This window comes from Cupriavidus sp. 05T313 (assembly GCF_056396665.1).
This window is the reverse complement of the sequence record NZ_JBFTLX010000207.1, coordinates 1-14,376: the sequence shown is the minus strand read 5'-3', so window position 1 is coordinate 14,376 and position 14,376 is coordinate 1. Positions and strand designations below refer to the sequence as shown.

Below are 14,376 nucleotides of genomic sequence, written 5' to 3'. Positions count from 1 at the left end.
TACGGCCTGGTACACCTTGACGGCTCGCTTCGCATCGCGGGTCGGTGTTTGCCGCCCCTCGGGCGGTAAACACGGCTACACCGAATCGTTGTTCGGCGGCTGCGCTGTTGTTTTGGCCATCGGATATCGAATGTTTGGCGCTCGCTATGCCGTTGTGCCGCAAGCTTCTGGCTTCGCCTTTCGTGGCGCTGACACGTATTTCGTATCCGGAATCCCGGAATGGCAAACCAAGGCAGTGAAGCCACTGCGCCCTAGCGCCGCGCAGCCGGCGCTAGCCGCGCGATCAGCGTGGCGTGCCGTGGGTGCGTTGCCAGCAGGCTGTCGGTGTCGGCCAGCTCGAACTCGCTGAACTCGAAGCCCGGCGCCACCGTGCAGCCTACCAGCGAGAATCCGGCCGGATCGCTGCGCTCGGCGGCGAACCAGCAGCCCGCCTTGACCACGGCCTGGAAAACCGCGTCGTCTTGCGCGAGCGCGTTGCCCAGCCGGTGCGTGGTAAGGCCGCCACCGTCCTCCAGCACGTGTACGTCGAGCGGGCTGYCCGCGTAGAAGTGCCACACTTCGTCGGAGCGGATGCGGTGCCAGGCGGAGTAAGCGTTGTCGCACAGCAGGTAGTAGATCGCAGTGGAAGCGGCATGGGTGGCGGGGCCGCCGATTGTGCCTTCGCGTGCCACGCGCGCCGCATCGCGGTGGGTCTCGCGGTAGTAGCCGCCTTCCGGATGCGGCTGCAAGCCAAAGCGTTGGATCAACTGGTCTTGCGAGGCAGGTGGGGCAGACATGCGGGGCTCCGGGTTAGGTAGGCGCCATGATGCCCGCACGCGGGTGCGACAGGCAACAGGCCGGAACGCATGGCGCCATCAGGCGGTTGCCACCCGCCAGCCAGATCAGGGCGCGGCAGGATTCGCCGCCGGGCGATCCATGCGCGGCGCGCACCGCTTCGTCGTTGCGCCGGTGCGCCGGATAGACCAGGTAGTGGCCATCGCCTTCGATGACCGGCGGCGACCGGCTGGCGGCCGCGTGATGCGGCGCATGGACGGCATGGCTGAAGCCGCCGGCGCGCGGCTTGCCTGACGTCCGCGCCCGCTACGTTCTTCTTTGCATCCACGCCGCGCTGCGCGGCGTATCTGGTCTAACCGCGCGATTCACGTGCGGCCGGAGCGGCGCGATGCGCTGCCTCCCCGCAAGCCAGCGGCGATCCGCCGATCGCCAGAAGGAGACCATCATGAAGAACCATTGCCTCAAGTTGTTGATGACGTCGGCCGCTCTTGCCGGATTTGCCGCCATGGCGGCTCCCGCACAAGCCACCGGCCCGAAGGACAGCCCCGTGGCGGCGGACCGCTATGGTTACGTTTTCCATGCCTCGCGCTTCAATGTGTACAGCGATGGCGCACGGCTCGACCCGGCCGCGTCCGGCGCCGACGCCAGCCGGACGCGCAAGCCCGATCCGTTCACGGACGGCGCGCGGAAGCTGTCCGGCCTGGACCGGACTGGCGTTTCCTCCGACCCGGCACGGAAGGTCGATCCCTTCCTGGACGGTGCGGAAAAGCTGGCCGGCATGGACCGCCGGAAACAGCGCAGGCGCGCAAGCGCGGGAGATCGGTGTGGGTGAGTTGCAGTCCTTGCTGGAGAGCCACGGCGTCATGCTGGTGTTTCTCAATGTGCTGGCCGAGCAGGCCGGGCTGCCCGTGCCGGCCGTTCCCATGCTGTTCGTCGCCGGCGCGCTCGGCATGCGCGAGGGCGGCCCGGCGCTGGGCGCGGTGCTGGCGGCGGTCATCCTGGCCTGCCTGATTGCCGACACGGCCTGGTACTTCGCCGGCAAGCGCCTCGGGCAACCCATGCTGCGCACCATTTGCCGCGTGTCGATCTCTCCCGACAGTTGTATCCGCCAGACYCAGTCGCTSTACCTGCGGGTGGGTCCGCGCTCGCTGGTGTTCGCCAAGCTGCTGCCTGGCGCCGGCGCGCTGTCCACGGCCATGGCCGGCATGACGTCCACGCCTTTCCTCGTCTTCCTGTTTTATGACGCGCTCGGCGCGCTGGTGTGGGCCGGCGGTGCGTTGCTGGTGGGCGCGGTGTTCACCGATTTCGTCGAGGTCATCCTGAGCACGTTCAGCACGTATGGCCCGGTGGCCGTGATGGTGCTGGTGGCTGGGTTCGCGGCCTTCGTGGCGTGGAAGTTCTGGCGCCGCGTGCGCCTGCTGCGCCGCACGCGCCTCGTGCCCCGCATGTCGGTAAGCGAACTGGAGGCGCGTCGCCACGGCGATCGCTTTCCGCTGGTCCTGGATGTGCGCAGCGACGCGGACGAACGCATCCCCGGCGCCATGACCATTGACCTGAACGCACCGCTGGCCTTGCTCTCCGACCATCCACGCACGACCGACATCGTCATCTACTGCGCGTGTCCGAACGAGGTGTCGGCCGCAATCCTGGCAGAGCGGCTCAAGTCCGCCGGTTACGCCAATACCTGGGCGCTGGCCGGCGGCTTCGACGAGTGGAAGCGGTTGCATGGCGAAGTGACACCGGACCCTGCCGAAGATAGCACCGAGGCGGCGCTCACGCCACACGCGGGCGGTCCTGGCGCTTTGCGCTAGTCCGCCGCCAGGCCAGTTGGCCGACGGGTCAGCAGCCGACCCAGTAGGCGTAGCCCACCAGCCGCTCGCCGAGGAAGTACAGGCGGTACTGGTCGCCGTCGCCATCCAGCGTGTAGAGCGTGGTGTAGGCGAGCTGTTCGAGCGGGTCATCCTCATCGCGGTCGGCGGGGCTGCGCACCTTGCCCGGCGCTTCGGCCATCTTCCAGTGCGGGTTCTTGCGCAGGGCCGCGTTGATCTGCGAGAGCGTGGAGGCCGCGGTGATGTCATGGCCTTCGAGCTTGAGCGTCAGCCCGGCCGGAATGCCATGCAGTGCGCGGATCACGGCGTCGCCGCTGCGGCCCACTTCGATCAGCGCATCCGGATAGCGGTAGTCCATCAGCTGCTCTTCATCGAGCGCCGTACCGCATTCTTCCTGGTTGGGCGTGATGTCGGGTGGCTTGCCCCAGGCGGCCTGGACGTCCGCCATGCTGCTCAGGCCGCGCAGGGCCACCAGCGGGCGGGCCAGCGGCGCGGGGGCGAAGACGGGCGTGTCGTCCGGCTGGGCGGCGGCGTCGGCGCGAGCGGCCTGCGCATCCGAGGCAGTTGCCGCCGCGGGGGCGGCCGGCGCCGGTTCATTGCGCTCGCAGCCGGGCAGCGCGGCCAGCGCCGCACAGGCGGCGAGGGCGTACAGGCAGCGGGACAGCGCGTGGCTTTCGGGGTCGTTCAGGCGGAGCATGTTGCAAGAATAGCCGCTAGGGCGGGGACTGCGTCAGGTGCGCAACCATACACCGAAGCGCGTCCGCTGAAAATGCCCGCGTGTTGCCTGCCGCACATGGGAGCGCCGCCCCGCCGGGTCTCAGCGCGCGGTGCCGGCGCGCTGGAATACTGTCATGTCGGGATAGATCGCGCGGATCTTGTCCCATTCCACCGCGTTGAAGAACTGGCACTTGCCGTTGCCGAAGCGTTTGGCGACTTCCACGCAGAAGCGTACGGCCTCGGCAATGTCGATCTCGTGGTTGGCGCTGGTGGCGCTGCCAGAGACCACCGACCGCGCCGTCAAGGCTACGCCAACGACCGGCGCGCCGGTGGCCACGTGCGGCTGCATGATGCTGTTGAAGTGATAAAGGCCGTTATGGTAGGGCGTGATGTCCTGCTGCGAGATCGGGAAGGTGACCGCCGGGCAGCCGGTGGTGGACTCCATCGTTGCCACCAGGTCGGGGCTCACGCGCAGGATATAGCCCTGCATGGCCGTCGGCGAGATCGCAAAGCCGCGCTGCTTGATGATGCTGTTGCCCTTGGACGCATCGATCGACAGGATGGCGTCCATCTCCGGCAGCACCTGGTAATCGTTCATGGTGTCGGACRACACCGGCATGCCCATGAAGGGCACCGGATCGTGCGGCTGCATCGACACGTTGGTGGACAGGTGCGTGGTCACGATGACGTCGCCGGCGAGGTGGTCGCCCTTGTGCTTCATCTGCGCCAGCTTGAGCGCCACCGCCAGGCTGCCGATCGGTCCGTCCGCGTCGGATACCAGGCCGACCAGTTCCGGGCGGGCGCCGATGGCGCCGTTGCGGCCGATCACGCCGAGCGTAGGTGCTTTGCCGCCGTTACGCTTGCCGTTTTTGCCGGGGATGACGATGGTGATGAAGTCGGTGGTGTTCTCTGTGCTTTCCGGGGGGGCGTTGTTGACGGTGGCGACTTCCACTGTCACGCCAGTGGCGGTGTAGGCGTCGAACAGTTCGCGTATCACCGTGCCGTTGGCGGCGGGGCTATCGAGGGCTTCGTGGATGACCAGGGTTTGCTGCAGGGACATGGGGTTCTCCTTGATGGGGTTTGGTTGAAGCCAACTTCAACTTCAACTTCAACGTCAAAATTCAAAAATTAAAGGTCAAGGTCAACTTCAGGGGCTTGGAGGCAAAGGTGGTTTCACCCCCAGCCGGGGGAGAGGGCGGGCGCTCGCCATGCTTCGCCGTGCGCATCCGAACCTGCGCGACGCCCGCGCACCGCGCCTTTAAAACAAGTGACGCATCCCCAGCATCACCGTCGTCTGGTTGTTCCGTCCATCCAGCGTCTTGCCGCTGCCGCCGGTCCAGTTGGTCGTGCCGTTGCCAAACAGCCCCGACCAGTCGCCGCGCACCCAGTCGTACGCCAGCGCCAGGTAGACATCGGTGCGCTTACTGAAGGCGTAGTCCGCCACGCCGTAGGCGGTGGTGCGGCTGCCGCTGAAGGCGTCGGCGCGGGTGCGGTCGTGCATCGCGCTGGCGGTCAGGGTGACCGCGGGGGTGACCGCGTAGTTGGCGCCCACGGTGAAGAAATCATCGTGGCGGCTGCCGCCGAACACCGAGTTGAAGGCCGCGCGGTTGGTGGCCGTGGCGGCGGTCGACATGCTGGTGATGGTGGCGGTGTCGGTGCCGCCCTTGGAGGAGTCGAAGCCGGCGTCGCGGTCGCTGTGGATGTAGTTGGCGAACAGGCTGGCGCGGCCCGCCGAGGCTTTCAGCCCCGCCAGGTAGATGCGCGCGGCGCGGCTCATGTTGTCGCGGGTCTGCTGGAAATCGCCGACGGCCACGATCGGCCCCGATGCGTACTTCACGCCGAGCGAGATGGACGACATCGCCGAGCCCTTGCCGGCGGTCTCGCCCAGCGCGTACTCCGCAATTACCGACACCGGGCCGTAGTTGCCGGTGTAGCTGATCGCGTTGTCGTAGCGCTGGCCGGTCAGGTAGACCATCCACGCATTGGACGGCGCGGCGCCAACGCCAAGCGGGTCAACGTAGTACAGCATGGTGTTGGCCGTGGTGTATTGCCGGCCCAGTGCCAGTTCGCCGTAGCGCTTGCTGCCGATCCGCACATAGGCCTGGCGGCCGAACAGCTGGCCCTGCTGGTCGAATTTGCCGGTGTCGGCGAGAAAGCCGTTTTCCAGTACGAAGCCCGCCGACAGGTCGCCACCCAGGTCTTCATTGCCCTTGAAGCCGAAGCGGCTGCCGGACAGGAAGCCTTCGCCGCCCTGTTGCAGCCCGGTCTGCGCGTTGCCGCTGGGGTCCGAGTGTGTCTGGTAGGTGAGCGCGGTGTCGATGACGCCGTACAGCGTCAGCCCGTCCTGCGCCATCGCGGCGGCGGGCAGGCTCAGGGCGAGCGCACCCAGCCAGTGCTTGCTTGTCATGTTGTTCTTCTCCTCCAAGGGTAAAAGGGGGCCCGCGCAGGGGTCTGTCGCCCTGCGTCCGGTGCTATTGCGTGTGGGGTTTCGCGCCGCGCGGCGCGGGAGGTCAGGTCCGGAAGTCTTGCCAGCCGTCCATGCCGGCCGGTCCGGTGATGCGCGACAGCGGGAAGGTCTCGCCTTCGCGCAGCGTCTCTACCTGGCCCTCGGCCGTGAAGTGCAGCGCATGGCGCTCGCCCAGCACCTTGCCGTTGCTGCCATCGGAGAACAGGGCCGAACCTTCCGGCAGCGCGAAGACTTGCTCTGGCGCGTTGATGTGCAGGAACTCGGCGAGGCGCTCTTCGCGGCTTTCGCCATTGTGGCCGGCGGGTTTGCCGCTGATGAAGTGCGGGTTGACCTGGAATGGCACCAGGCGCAGCGCGCGCAGCGAGGGCGGCTGCACGATGGGCATGTCGTTGGTGGTGCGGATGGTCGGGCAAGCCACGTTGCTGCCGGCGCTCCAGCCGACGTAGGGCGTGCCGGCCCGCACCTTGGCGCGGATCGCCTCGACGATGTCGGCGTCGTACATGCGCTTGAGCAGGGCGAAGGTATTGCCGCCGCCCACCGCGATGGCTTCGGCCTGTTCCACCGCGCGGCGTGCGTCGGCGCTGTGATGGATGGACTCGAGCGCGTAGCCCAGGCGCTCGAACACCGGTTTGACCATGCCTTCATATGTGTCGAAGCTGAAGCTCACGCCGGCGAAGGGGACGAACAGGACCTTGCGTGGCTCGAGCTTCAACAAGGTGTGGATCTGCGCGTCGGCATGTTCCAGGTAGCCGAGGTTGTCCTTGCGTGAGCTGCTCATCAGCAGGATGCGTTGATTCATGTCAGGTTCCGGTTGTTCAGTCGTGAAGGAAGGCTCAGGCGACGGCGGCGGCGATCAGCTCGGCCACGCGGTCGATTTCCTCATGCGTATTGAAGTAGTGCAGAGAGACCCGCGCCATGGTGGAGACGCCGTAGCGTGCCAGGATGGCATCGGCCATGAAGTTGCCCGCTTCGATGATGCATTGCTGCTGTTCCAGCGCGGCCACGATGCGGGCCGGGTCCACGCCGCGCACGTTGAAGGGCACGATGCCGATGCGGTCGGCGGCGTTGACCGGGCCATAGAGTTCGAAGCCGGGGATGGCGGAGAGCTTCTGCACGGCGTACGCGGTGAGGTTGCGCACGCGCGCTTCGATGGCGTCGACGCCGATGCGTTGCGCATAGCCGATGGCGCTGCCGAGGCCGAGGATGGCGGGCACGATGGGGCAGCCGGCTTCAAAGCGGCGTGCGCCCGGCACCAGCGACAACGCGCCGGTGGCGCGGTCATAGCTGCCGTTCCACCAGCCAACGAGCGCAGGCTCGATCGACTCGATCAGCGCGCGGCGTACATAGAGGAACCCCGAGCCCTCGGTGGCGCGCAGCGCCTTGCGCCCGCAACTGGCCAGAAAGTCGCAATCCAGCGCTTGCACATCGGAGCGCAGGATGCCCACGCTTTGCGCGGCGTTGACCAGGGACAGCACGCCGTGCGTGCGCGCCACTGCGCAGATGGCGGCGGCGGGCTGCACCGCGCCGGTGGAGTTGGGCAGGTGCGAGAAGGTCAGCAGCCGAGTGCGTGGCGTCACGGCGGCGGCAAAGCTGCCGGGAGACAGCAGCCCCTGTGCATCGGCTGCCACCATCTTCACCACGATGCCGTGGGTCTGCTCCAGGCGCTTCCACGGCAGCAGGTTACTGAGCATTTCCGTGTCGGCCACCAGCACTTCGTCGCCCGCTTGCCACGCGATGCCGCGCGCCACGATGGAGATGCTCTCGGTGGCGTTCTTGGTAAAGGCGATCTCGTCGGCCCCGGCGTTGAGCAGGCCGGCCAGTTGCGCGCGCACCGCTTCCACGCGGGCGTAGGTGGCCTTGCGGAAGGCCGGCAGGTAGATGCCCACGTGGCCGGTATCGAGCAGATAGGCGCGCACCTCGTCGAGCACGGCGTCCGGCGGCAGCGAGGCCGCCGCGGTATCGAGGTAGATGGTGGAGGCCGTCAACGGGGTGTCGGCGCGGATTGCTTGGATATCCATGAAACGTCTCGGGGTCGTGCAGGAAAAAGGGGGCTTCTTGCGTTGGCAGCGCTTACTTGCGCAGCTTGGTCACGGAGCCGAAGAAGCTGAACAACGCATCGCCCGCGATCACGCCGCCGGCGAAGGCGCTCATCGCCGCGATATCGCGCTCGCCCCGCAGGCGCAGCAGCACGAAGCGGATCAGCAGGCCGGCGAGTACCGCCCAGCCGGCCAGCGGCGAGGCGATCAGCATGCCGGTGGAAAGCAGGATGCCGAGCTGGCGCCTGGAGCCGCCCAGCAACTGCAGCAGCGCGCCGGGAATGGCCCAGATCACCAGGTTGCGTGCGATCTCGGCGGAGGAGCCGGCCTTGATCGACGCGGCGTAGACGCGGTCCACCGGCGGCAGCATGTTCTGTGAAAAGAAGGTCCCGTGGAACACGATCACCACCACCGCGGCGACGGCGAAGCCGATCATGGYGGCGAAGAACTGCTGCTTGCGCCCGGCGAGTTCCGCCTCCATGTCGCGGCCTTCGCCACGCAGCAGGTAGCCGGTCTTCAGGTCGTAGCCCATGTCGGCGAAGGCTGGGCCGGTGGCGGCGGAGAAGCCCACCAGGACCGCCAGCGCGGTCGGCGGGAAGCCGATCAGGATGCCGATGGTCAGCGTGATCAGCGCCACCGCGAAGGCCGGGAACCAGCCCGAATGCATTGCGGCGATGCCGACGATCAGCTCGTGCACATAGGCGGCGAACGCCGCGTACAGCACGAACACGACCAGCATGCCCAGCGACATGTCGGAAACATGGCCGGCCAGCACCGAGATCAGCAGCGCGATAGCCAGGTAGACCAGGAAGCCGCCCGACAGGATGCGGCTGGCGCGCGACGCCGGGACCTCGATGGTGCGCTCGTCGGCAGCCAGGGCGTTGCGCGACTTGTGGATTTCACGCGCGACCTGGAACAGCGCTACCAGCCCGGCGCCGATCATCAGGCCATGCGGGATATAAGCCTTGGCGATGTCGATGCCGAGCAGCGGCACCGAGTAGCCGCGCGTCAGCAGCCCCAGGCCGAACATGGTCAGCGCGGCGAGGTTGCCGAGAAAGGCCGCACCAAAGGCCGACATCGGAATGCCGAACCACGCGCCGCCCAYGCCCACCGCGATGCCCAGGCCCAGGAAGGCCGCCTTGCGTCCGCCGCGGTCGCCCGCCCAGATCGCCTCCGCCGTGGCAATGCCCGCCGGCCAGGTGCCCGTGGCCGGGAAGATCTTGCTGCCGAACAGGAAATACAGCATGGCGCCATCGACGAACATGGCGATCACCGCGCCAATCAGCATCGGCGTGGCCAGCTCCGGCATGCCCATGGCGTAGGGCACGCCAAGCGGGATCATCAGCGAATTGGCCGCGCCGAAGGTGGCCGAGGAAATCGCTGTCTGCACCAGGTTCTGGCGCTCCAGCACACGGAAGCGCCGCGTGATTTCCAGCGGGATGCGCGAGAACACGATGGCGATCAGCGCGCCGATGATCGACGTATTGGCCGAGATCCCAAGCGAGACGATCAGCTGCATGCCGATCATCGCGCCGAACACCGACAGCCCTACCGTGACCAGCAGCAGGAAGGGTTCGGTGATGCGCGAGCGGGTGGCGGCTGTTGCCGCCAGGGGTGGGTTCATTGCTGCCGGGGCTTCCATGGTTCTACCTTTCATCATCTGTCCTGCCAGTGTTCTCCGCACGTTTTATTTAGCGGATGAAACCGGCAACCTCCTCGATTGGCCCCTTGGCCCGGCGCATTGCGTCCAGCAGGCGGGGTACGGCCTGTATGTCCAGTCTTTGCAGCGGCCCGGCGATGCCGAGCGAGCCGACCACCGCGCGCCTGTCGCGCGACCACAGCGGTACGGCCAGCCCGGCCACCGTGGCGGCGGCTTCCTCGCGGGTATGCGCCCAGCCGTCCAGGCGGATGCGCGCCAGTTGCGCTTCCAGTGCGTCCACTGCCTCGTCTTTCAAGCCGCCCGCGCGGTACACCTCGCCGCGGAAACCCTCGTCCTGGTAGGCCAGAATGGCCTTGGCATGGGCACCGGCGAACAGCGGGAAGCGCTGGCCCACTTCGATGGAAAAGCGCAACTGGTGCTGGCTCTGGGCGATATCCGTGCACAGCCCCTCGAAGCCATCGCGCCACGACAGGAAGACGGTCTCGCCGCTCTGCGCGGCCAGGGCTTCCAGCACGGGTTGCACCACTTCGCTGGGCGAGAAGGTGTTGCGGGTTGCCTGGCCCAGTTCCAGCCAGCGCAGGCCCAGGCCATAGCGTCCGGCGGCGTCCTGCACCAGGAAGCCATTGGCGGCGAAGGTGGCGAGCACGCGATGCACCACGGCGTGATGCAGCCCGGCGTGCTTGGCGAGTTCGCGCACGCCCCAGCTTGGCTGGCGCACGGTGAAGTGCGTCATCAGGCCGAGGGCACCGTTCAGGGTCTTGAGCATGGAAGCAGTCGGTGTTGCGGTTTTTGTGTCTCTATATAAGAGACAGTGTCTCTGTATGTGTAAAATGCTAGGCCTCGATGCGAGGCTGAACAATCAGGGTAAACACCGGGCGGGCAGGCTCCCGGGCACATGGCGTGCGGCCTTCTCCACGCCGTGGCGCCGCCTATACTTGGGCGGGGATCTGCAAGGGAGGATCGGCATGCCAGTCGAAGACCAGGCTTCCGGAGACGAGTTGGCCCGCATCGCGCGCCGGCGCCGGCAACTCGGCATTGCCAGGCGCATCCGCGATGGCGACGGCAACTGGGCCGTGGCGCTCTCCGGCGGCGGGATTCGCAGCGCCACCTTCTGCCTGGGCGTGATGCAGGCGCTGGCCAAGGCGCCGCCGCCGCCGGTGGCCGGCGCGCCCGGCGCGACACTGCATGACGTGAAGCGCGACGGCGGGCAGGCCGCTACGGCGGCGGCCATGCCGGATGTCATGCAGGACGCCGTGCAGGAAGGCGATGGCCCCGCGCCTGCTCTCACCGCGCCCCCGCCAGCCACCACCGCACTGCTTGGCCAGTTCGATTACCTCTCCACCGTCAGCGGCGGCGGCTACCTCGGCGCCTTCTTCTGCAGCCTGTTCGTGCCCGGCCGCCTGAAACCGGGAACGACGCCGCCCGAGGCCGCCGCGCTTGCCTACCGCACGCTGCGGCAGGAGCCGCCGGGGCGCATCCGCTCCTCGGTGTCCTACGCCGCCGACCCCGGCCGCGCCGCCGTGGCGTGGTTGCGCGAGAACGGGCGCTACCTGACGCCCACCGGCGCCGGCGATTCGCTCTACGCGGCGTCGCTGATGGTGCGCAACTGGTTTGCCATGCAATACGTGATCGGCAGCGCGCTGCTGTTGCTGCTGGCATTGCTGGCCCTTTCCCGCCATCTCGCGGTGGGGACCTGGCTCGACCTGGGGCGGCATGAGATGGATCTGCTGCACGACGCGCGGCAGGTGTTCAACGAGGGCGGCCTGGCGATCTGGTGGAGCGAGTTGCTATGGCTGCCGCTGGCCGCGCTGCTGCTGTTCGCGGTGCCGCCCGGCCTGGCTTACTGGCTGGTCTACCCGCGCGCCGGCGACGGGCGGCCGGCGTTGCGCTTCGATAGCCTCGCCACGCGCCTTGCCGCGCTGGCTGGCGTTGTCATGCTGGGGCTGGCCGCCTGGCTGCACAACCTCGGGCCGGGGCTGGTAGTGTCTTGCCTGCTGCTGGCCATCGCGGTGCTGACCTTGCTGGGCGTGGCATGCTGCTTTGTCCTGTGCCGGAGCCAGCCTGCCACCGTGCAGGCCTACCGCGTGCGTGCCACGCGCGTGCTGAGCCGTGCCGTCGGCGTGGCGCTGTGGCTCGCGGCGCTGGGCGTGGCGGATACCGTGGCGCGTACCTTCTACCTCTACACGCAGGCCACGGGCCACCCCTGGGGCGCGCTCGGTCCGGCGGGGATGCTGGGTGGCCTGGTCTGGCTGATCCGCTATGGCGCGGGCCTGCTCGATGGCAAGGGCAGCGATGGCAAGGGGGGGACGTGGCTGTCGCGGCTGCCGGTGTCGCTGTTGGCCGGCATCGCCGCCGCCGTGGTGGCGATGCTGGTTTTCGTCATGTGGTCGTGGCTGGTGTTGTGGGTGAGGTGGAATGGGCGCGAGCCGGTCGACTGGCTGGTGTTCGGCACGGGCTACACCGCGCCGGTGCTGTCCGTGCTGAGCGCGCTGGCGCTCGGGCTCACGCTGATTTCCGGGCGCTTCGCCGGCTTCCTGAACCTGTCCACGCTGCAGCAGTTTTATTCGRCCCGCCTGACCCGCGCCTACCTCGGCGGCTCCAACGGCCAGCGCTTCGCGCCCGGCAGCGGGGCGGCACCGGCGCAGCAGCACGCCAGCCAGCGTGCCAGGCTCAGCGTGGCCGAGCCCGAGGCCGGCGATGCGCTCAGCCTGAACACCTACTACGATCCCGCCATGCTGGCGCCGCTGCACCTGATCAACGTCACGCTCAACCTCACCGTGGATCCCGCCGAGCAACTGGTGCAGCGCGACCGCAAGGGCAAGCCGCTGTGCATCGCGCCCGGGCCTTTCATGTTGCCGCCCACGGCCACGCGCGCCGTGCCCGCCGATTCCTTCGTGCGCTTCACCGTGGACGGGCAGTTGTATTACCCGGAGACGCACAAGGCGGGCGGCAGCGAGCTGTCGCAGTCGCGCACGCTCGGCGACTGGATCGCTACCTCCGGCGCGGCGATCTCCACCGGGCTGGGCCGTTCCACCACGCTGGGCACGTCGCTGTTGCTGGGGCTGGCCAACCTCCGCCTGGGCACCTGGTGGCCGTCGTATCCGCTGGATGCCGGCAGCGCGCCGCGCGCCGGCGGCGCCGACCGCGACTGCGTGCAGGCGGACCGTGCCGGGTTGCCCTGGCTGGGCGGCTTTATCACGCTGTTCCGCACCCAGTACTACCTGGCCTGCGAGCTGAGCGCGCGCTTTCATGGCACGCGGCGCGGCTGGCAGTATCTGTCGGACGGCGGCCATTTCGAGAACACGGCCGTGTATGAGCTGCTGCGTCCCGAGCGCGGCGTGACGCTGATCGTGCTGTGCGATTGCGGGGCGGATCCCCAATACCAGTTTGGCGATCTTGCCAACCTGATCCGGCTGGCGCGCATCGACATGGAGCTGGAGATAGTGGTKGATACCGCGGCCGCCGGTGACGATGTGCTCGGCAACGCGTTCGGCACGCCGGCGGATTTCCTGCCGTCGGCGCGACAGGCGTCGAGCGAGAAATGCGCGATCCTGCTGAACGTCTTTCGTGCCGCCGACCCGGCTGCCACGCGCCGGCCGGTATCGCGCATCGTCTTGCTCAAGCCCTGCATGATTGGCTCGGCGCCGGCCGATGTGCAGCAGTATGGCGCCGGCCATCCCGGGTTCCCGCAGGAGCCGACCAGCGACCAGTTCTTCGACGAGGCGCAGTGGGAGAGCTACCGCGAGCTGGGCTTCGCCATTGGCCAGCGCGTCTTCGGCGGCGGGGCGCAGGGCGATGCGGTGGCGCACGCCCTATGGCTACACTAGGCTCGCTCAGCGTCCGAAGCCCACCACCTCTTCCAGCCGGCGGCTCGCTTCGCGCAGCGCATCCAGCATGCGCGGCACCGATTCCTCGTTCAGGCGTTGCTGCGGGCCGGCAATCGCCAGCGAGCCGACCACCTCGGTGTGGTCGCGCGACCATAACGGCAGGGCCAGCCCAGCCACGCTGGCGGCGGCCTCGCCGCGCGTATGCGCCCAGCCTTGCGTGCGGATCTCGGCCAGCTGCGGCTCGATGACGGCGGGATCGGGCGCGGCCAGCGCGGGCTGCGCCTGGTCGCGGGCATTCTCCAGCACGCGGGCGCGAAAGGCATCGTCCTGGAAGGCCAGGATCACCTTGGCGTGCGCACCGGCGTGCAAGGGAAAGCGCTGGCCCAGCTCGATCGAGAACCGCAACTGGTGCTGGCTCTGGACCATGCCCACGCACAACCCCTCGTGACCATCGAGCCACGACAGGAACACCGTCTCGCCGCTTTGCTCGGCGAGCTTTTCCAGCACCGGCTGTACCACTTCCGCCGGCGAGAAGGTCTTGCGTACCACCTGGCCCAGTTCGAACAGCCGCAGCCCCAGCGAATACTTGCCGCTGACCGCGTCCTGCACCAGGAAGCCATTGGCGGCGAAGGTGGCGAGCACCCGATGCACCACCGCGTGATGGACCCCGCTGTGCTTGGCCAGCTCGCGCACGCCCCAGGTGGGCTGGCGCACGGTGAAGTAGGTCAGCAAGGCCAGCGCGCCGTCCAGAGTCTTGAGAGTCATACGAATTTCCTGCTTTGCATGGGCAGCATGGTACGGATAAGCGGCGTGGGGCTCAATGTCTGCGCGGGGTTTGCTGCGGATTCATGCAAAAACGGCGGACGGCACCCACAGGTGCCGTCCGCCGTTCTCGGCGAAGCGTTCGCCGTACAGGCTTTACCGGTTGACCACCTTGGCCGGCATCGCCAGCACCAGGAAGCAGCTCGCCAGCAGGCAGCCCGCAAACAGGATCAGGCCCGCGCTTGGGCTATGGAAGGTGTCCTTCAGCCAGCCCAGCAGGTAAGTGGCCGCAAAGCCACCGAGG

13 protein-coding genes are annotated in these 14,376 nt (G+C 67.9%); 4 read left to right on the top strand and 9 right to left on the bottom strand.

Annotation, left to right across the window (positions count from 1 at the left end; genetic code table 11):
- Positions 1-251: 251 nt before the first annotated feature.
- Positions 252-776 (bottom strand): cupin domain-containing protein, encoded by a 525-nt coding sequence (locus AC1DKD_RS31405; protein WP_477144130.1) that lies wholly within the window; start codon positions 774-776, stop codon positions 252-254.
- 139 nt (positions 777-915) lie between these two features.
- Here AC1DKD_RS31405 and AC1DKD_RS31400 point away from each other — a divergent pair, with 139 nt between their 5' ends.
- The 3 genes from AC1DKD_RS31400 (at position 916) to AC1DKD_RS31390 (ending at position 2,585) form a co-directional block, all read left to right on the top strand.
- Positions 916-1,068, top strand: a complete 153-nt coding sequence (locus AC1DKD_RS31400; protein WP_441637620.1) for a hypothetical protein — start codon at positions 916-918, stop codon at positions 1,066-1,068.
- Between the two features lie 151 nt (positions 1,069-1,219).
- Complete coding sequence (locus AC1DKD_RS31395; protein WP_477144129.1) at positions 1,220-1,606, top strand: hypothetical protein; 387 nt, start codon at positions 1,220-1,222, stop codon at positions 1,604-1,606.
- Entirely contained in the window at positions 1,599-2,585 is a 987-nt protein-coding gene (locus tag AC1DKD_RS31390; RefSeq protein WP_441637616.1) for a rhodanese-like domain-containing protein, read from the top strand. The genes AC1DKD_RS31395 and AC1DKD_RS31390 overlap by 8 nt, the downstream gene beginning before the upstream one ends.
- Positions 2,586-2,613: 28 nt before the next feature.
- Here AC1DKD_RS31390 and AC1DKD_RS31385 read toward each other — a convergent pair whose 3' ends face one another.
- The 7 genes from AC1DKD_RS31385 to AC1DKD_RS31355 form a co-directional block, all read right to left on the bottom strand.
- Positions 2,614-3,300, bottom strand: a complete 687-nt coding sequence (locus AC1DKD_RS31385; protein ID WP_477104603.1) for a hypothetical protein — start codon at positions 3,298-3,300, stop codon at positions 2,614-2,616.
- Positions 3,301-3,420: 120 nt separating this feature from the next.
- A complete protein-coding gene (locus tag AC1DKD_RS31380; protein ID WP_477144128.1) occupies positions 3,421-4,380 on the bottom strand; it encodes a DUF1177 domain-containing protein in 960 nt (319 codons plus the stop codon).
- A gap of 198 nt (positions 4,381-4,578) precedes the next feature.
- Positions 4,579-5,727 carry a porin gene (locus tag AC1DKD_RS31375; protein WP_441635961.1) on the bottom strand — a complete coding sequence of 383 codons (1,149 nt, stop codon included), beginning with the start codon at positions 5,725-5,727 and terminating at the stop codon, positions 4,579-4,581.
- Positions 5,728-5,830: 103 nt separating this feature from the next.
- Positions 5,831-6,586, bottom strand: coding sequence for a dipeptidase PepE (gene pepE / locus AC1DKD_RS31370; protein ID WP_441635959.1), 756 nt, complete (start codon positions 6,584-6,586; stop codon positions 5,831-5,833).
- Positions 6,587-6,620: 34 nt separating this feature from the next.
- Positions 6,621-7,805: an aminotransferase class V-fold PLP-dependent enzyme gene (locus AC1DKD_RS31365; protein ID WP_441635957.1), complete on the bottom strand. Its 1,185-nt coding sequence runs from the start codon at positions 7,803-7,805 to the stop codon at positions 6,621-6,623.
- Positions 7,806-7,857: 52 nt separating this feature from the next.
- On the bottom strand, positions 7,858-9,447 hold the full coding sequence (locus AC1DKD_RS31360; protein WP_477144127.1) for an OPT/YSL family transporter: 1,590 nt from the start codon (positions 9,445-9,447) through the stop codon (positions 7,858-7,860).
- A 67-nt stretch (positions 9,448-9,514) separates the two neighbouring features.
- Positions 9,515-10,249 carry an IclR family transcriptional regulator gene (locus tag AC1DKD_RS31355; RefSeq protein ID WP_477104598.1) on the bottom strand — a complete coding sequence of 245 codons (735 nt, stop codon included), beginning with the start codon at positions 10,247-10,249 and terminating at the stop codon, positions 9,515-9,517.
- 199 nt (positions 10,250-10,448) lie between these two features.
- Between AC1DKD_RS31355 and AC1DKD_RS31350 the strand changes: the two genes are divergently transcribed.
- On the top strand, positions 10,449-13,310 hold the full coding sequence (locus AC1DKD_RS31350; protein ID WP_477144126.1) for a hypothetical protein: 2,862 nt from the start codon (positions 10,449-10,451) through the stop codon (positions 13,308-13,310).
- A 6-nt stretch (positions 13,311-13,316) separates the two neighbouring features.
- Here AC1DKD_RS31350 and AC1DKD_RS31345 read toward each other — a convergent pair whose 3' ends face one another.
- Positions 13,317-14,075: an IclR family transcriptional regulator gene (locus AC1DKD_RS31345; protein ID WP_035865453.1), complete on the bottom strand. Its 759-nt coding sequence runs from the start codon at positions 14,073-14,075 to the stop codon at positions 13,317-13,319.
- Between the last annotated feature and the right edge of the window lie 301 nt (positions 14,076-14,376).

Coding starts and splice junctions, on each gene's coding strand:
- AC1DKD_RS31400 (WP_441637620.1), top strand. CDS start 916: ATGCGCGGCGCGCACCGCTTCGTCGTTGCGCCGGTGCGCCGGATAGAC.
- AC1DKD_RS31395 (WP_477144129.1), top strand. CDS start 1,220: ATGAAGAACCATTGCCTCAAGTTGTTGATGACGTCGGCCGCTCTTGCC.
- AC1DKD_RS31385 (WP_477104603.1), bottom strand. CDS start 3,300: ATGCTCCGCCTGAACGACCCCGAAAGCCACGCGCTGTCCCGCTGCCTG.
- AC1DKD_RS31375 (WP_441635961.1), bottom strand. CDS start 5,727: ATGACAAGCAAGCACTGGCTGGGTGCGCTCGCCCTGAGCCTGCCCGCC.
- pepE (WP_441635959.1), bottom strand. CDS start 6,586: ATGAATCAACGCATCCTGCTGATGAGCAGCTCACGCAAGGACAACCTC.
- AC1DKD_RS31365 (WP_441635957.1), bottom strand. CDS start 7,805: ATGGATATCCAAGCAATCCGCGCCGACACCCCGTTGACGGCCTCCACC.
- AC1DKD_RS31355 (WP_477104598.1), bottom strand. CDS start 10,249: ATGCTCAAGACCCTGAACGGTGCCCTCGGCCTGATGACGCACTTCACC.
- AC1DKD_RS31345 (WP_035865453.1), bottom strand. CDS start 14,075: ATGACTCTCAAGACTCTGGACGGCGCGCTGGCCTTGCTGACCTACTTC.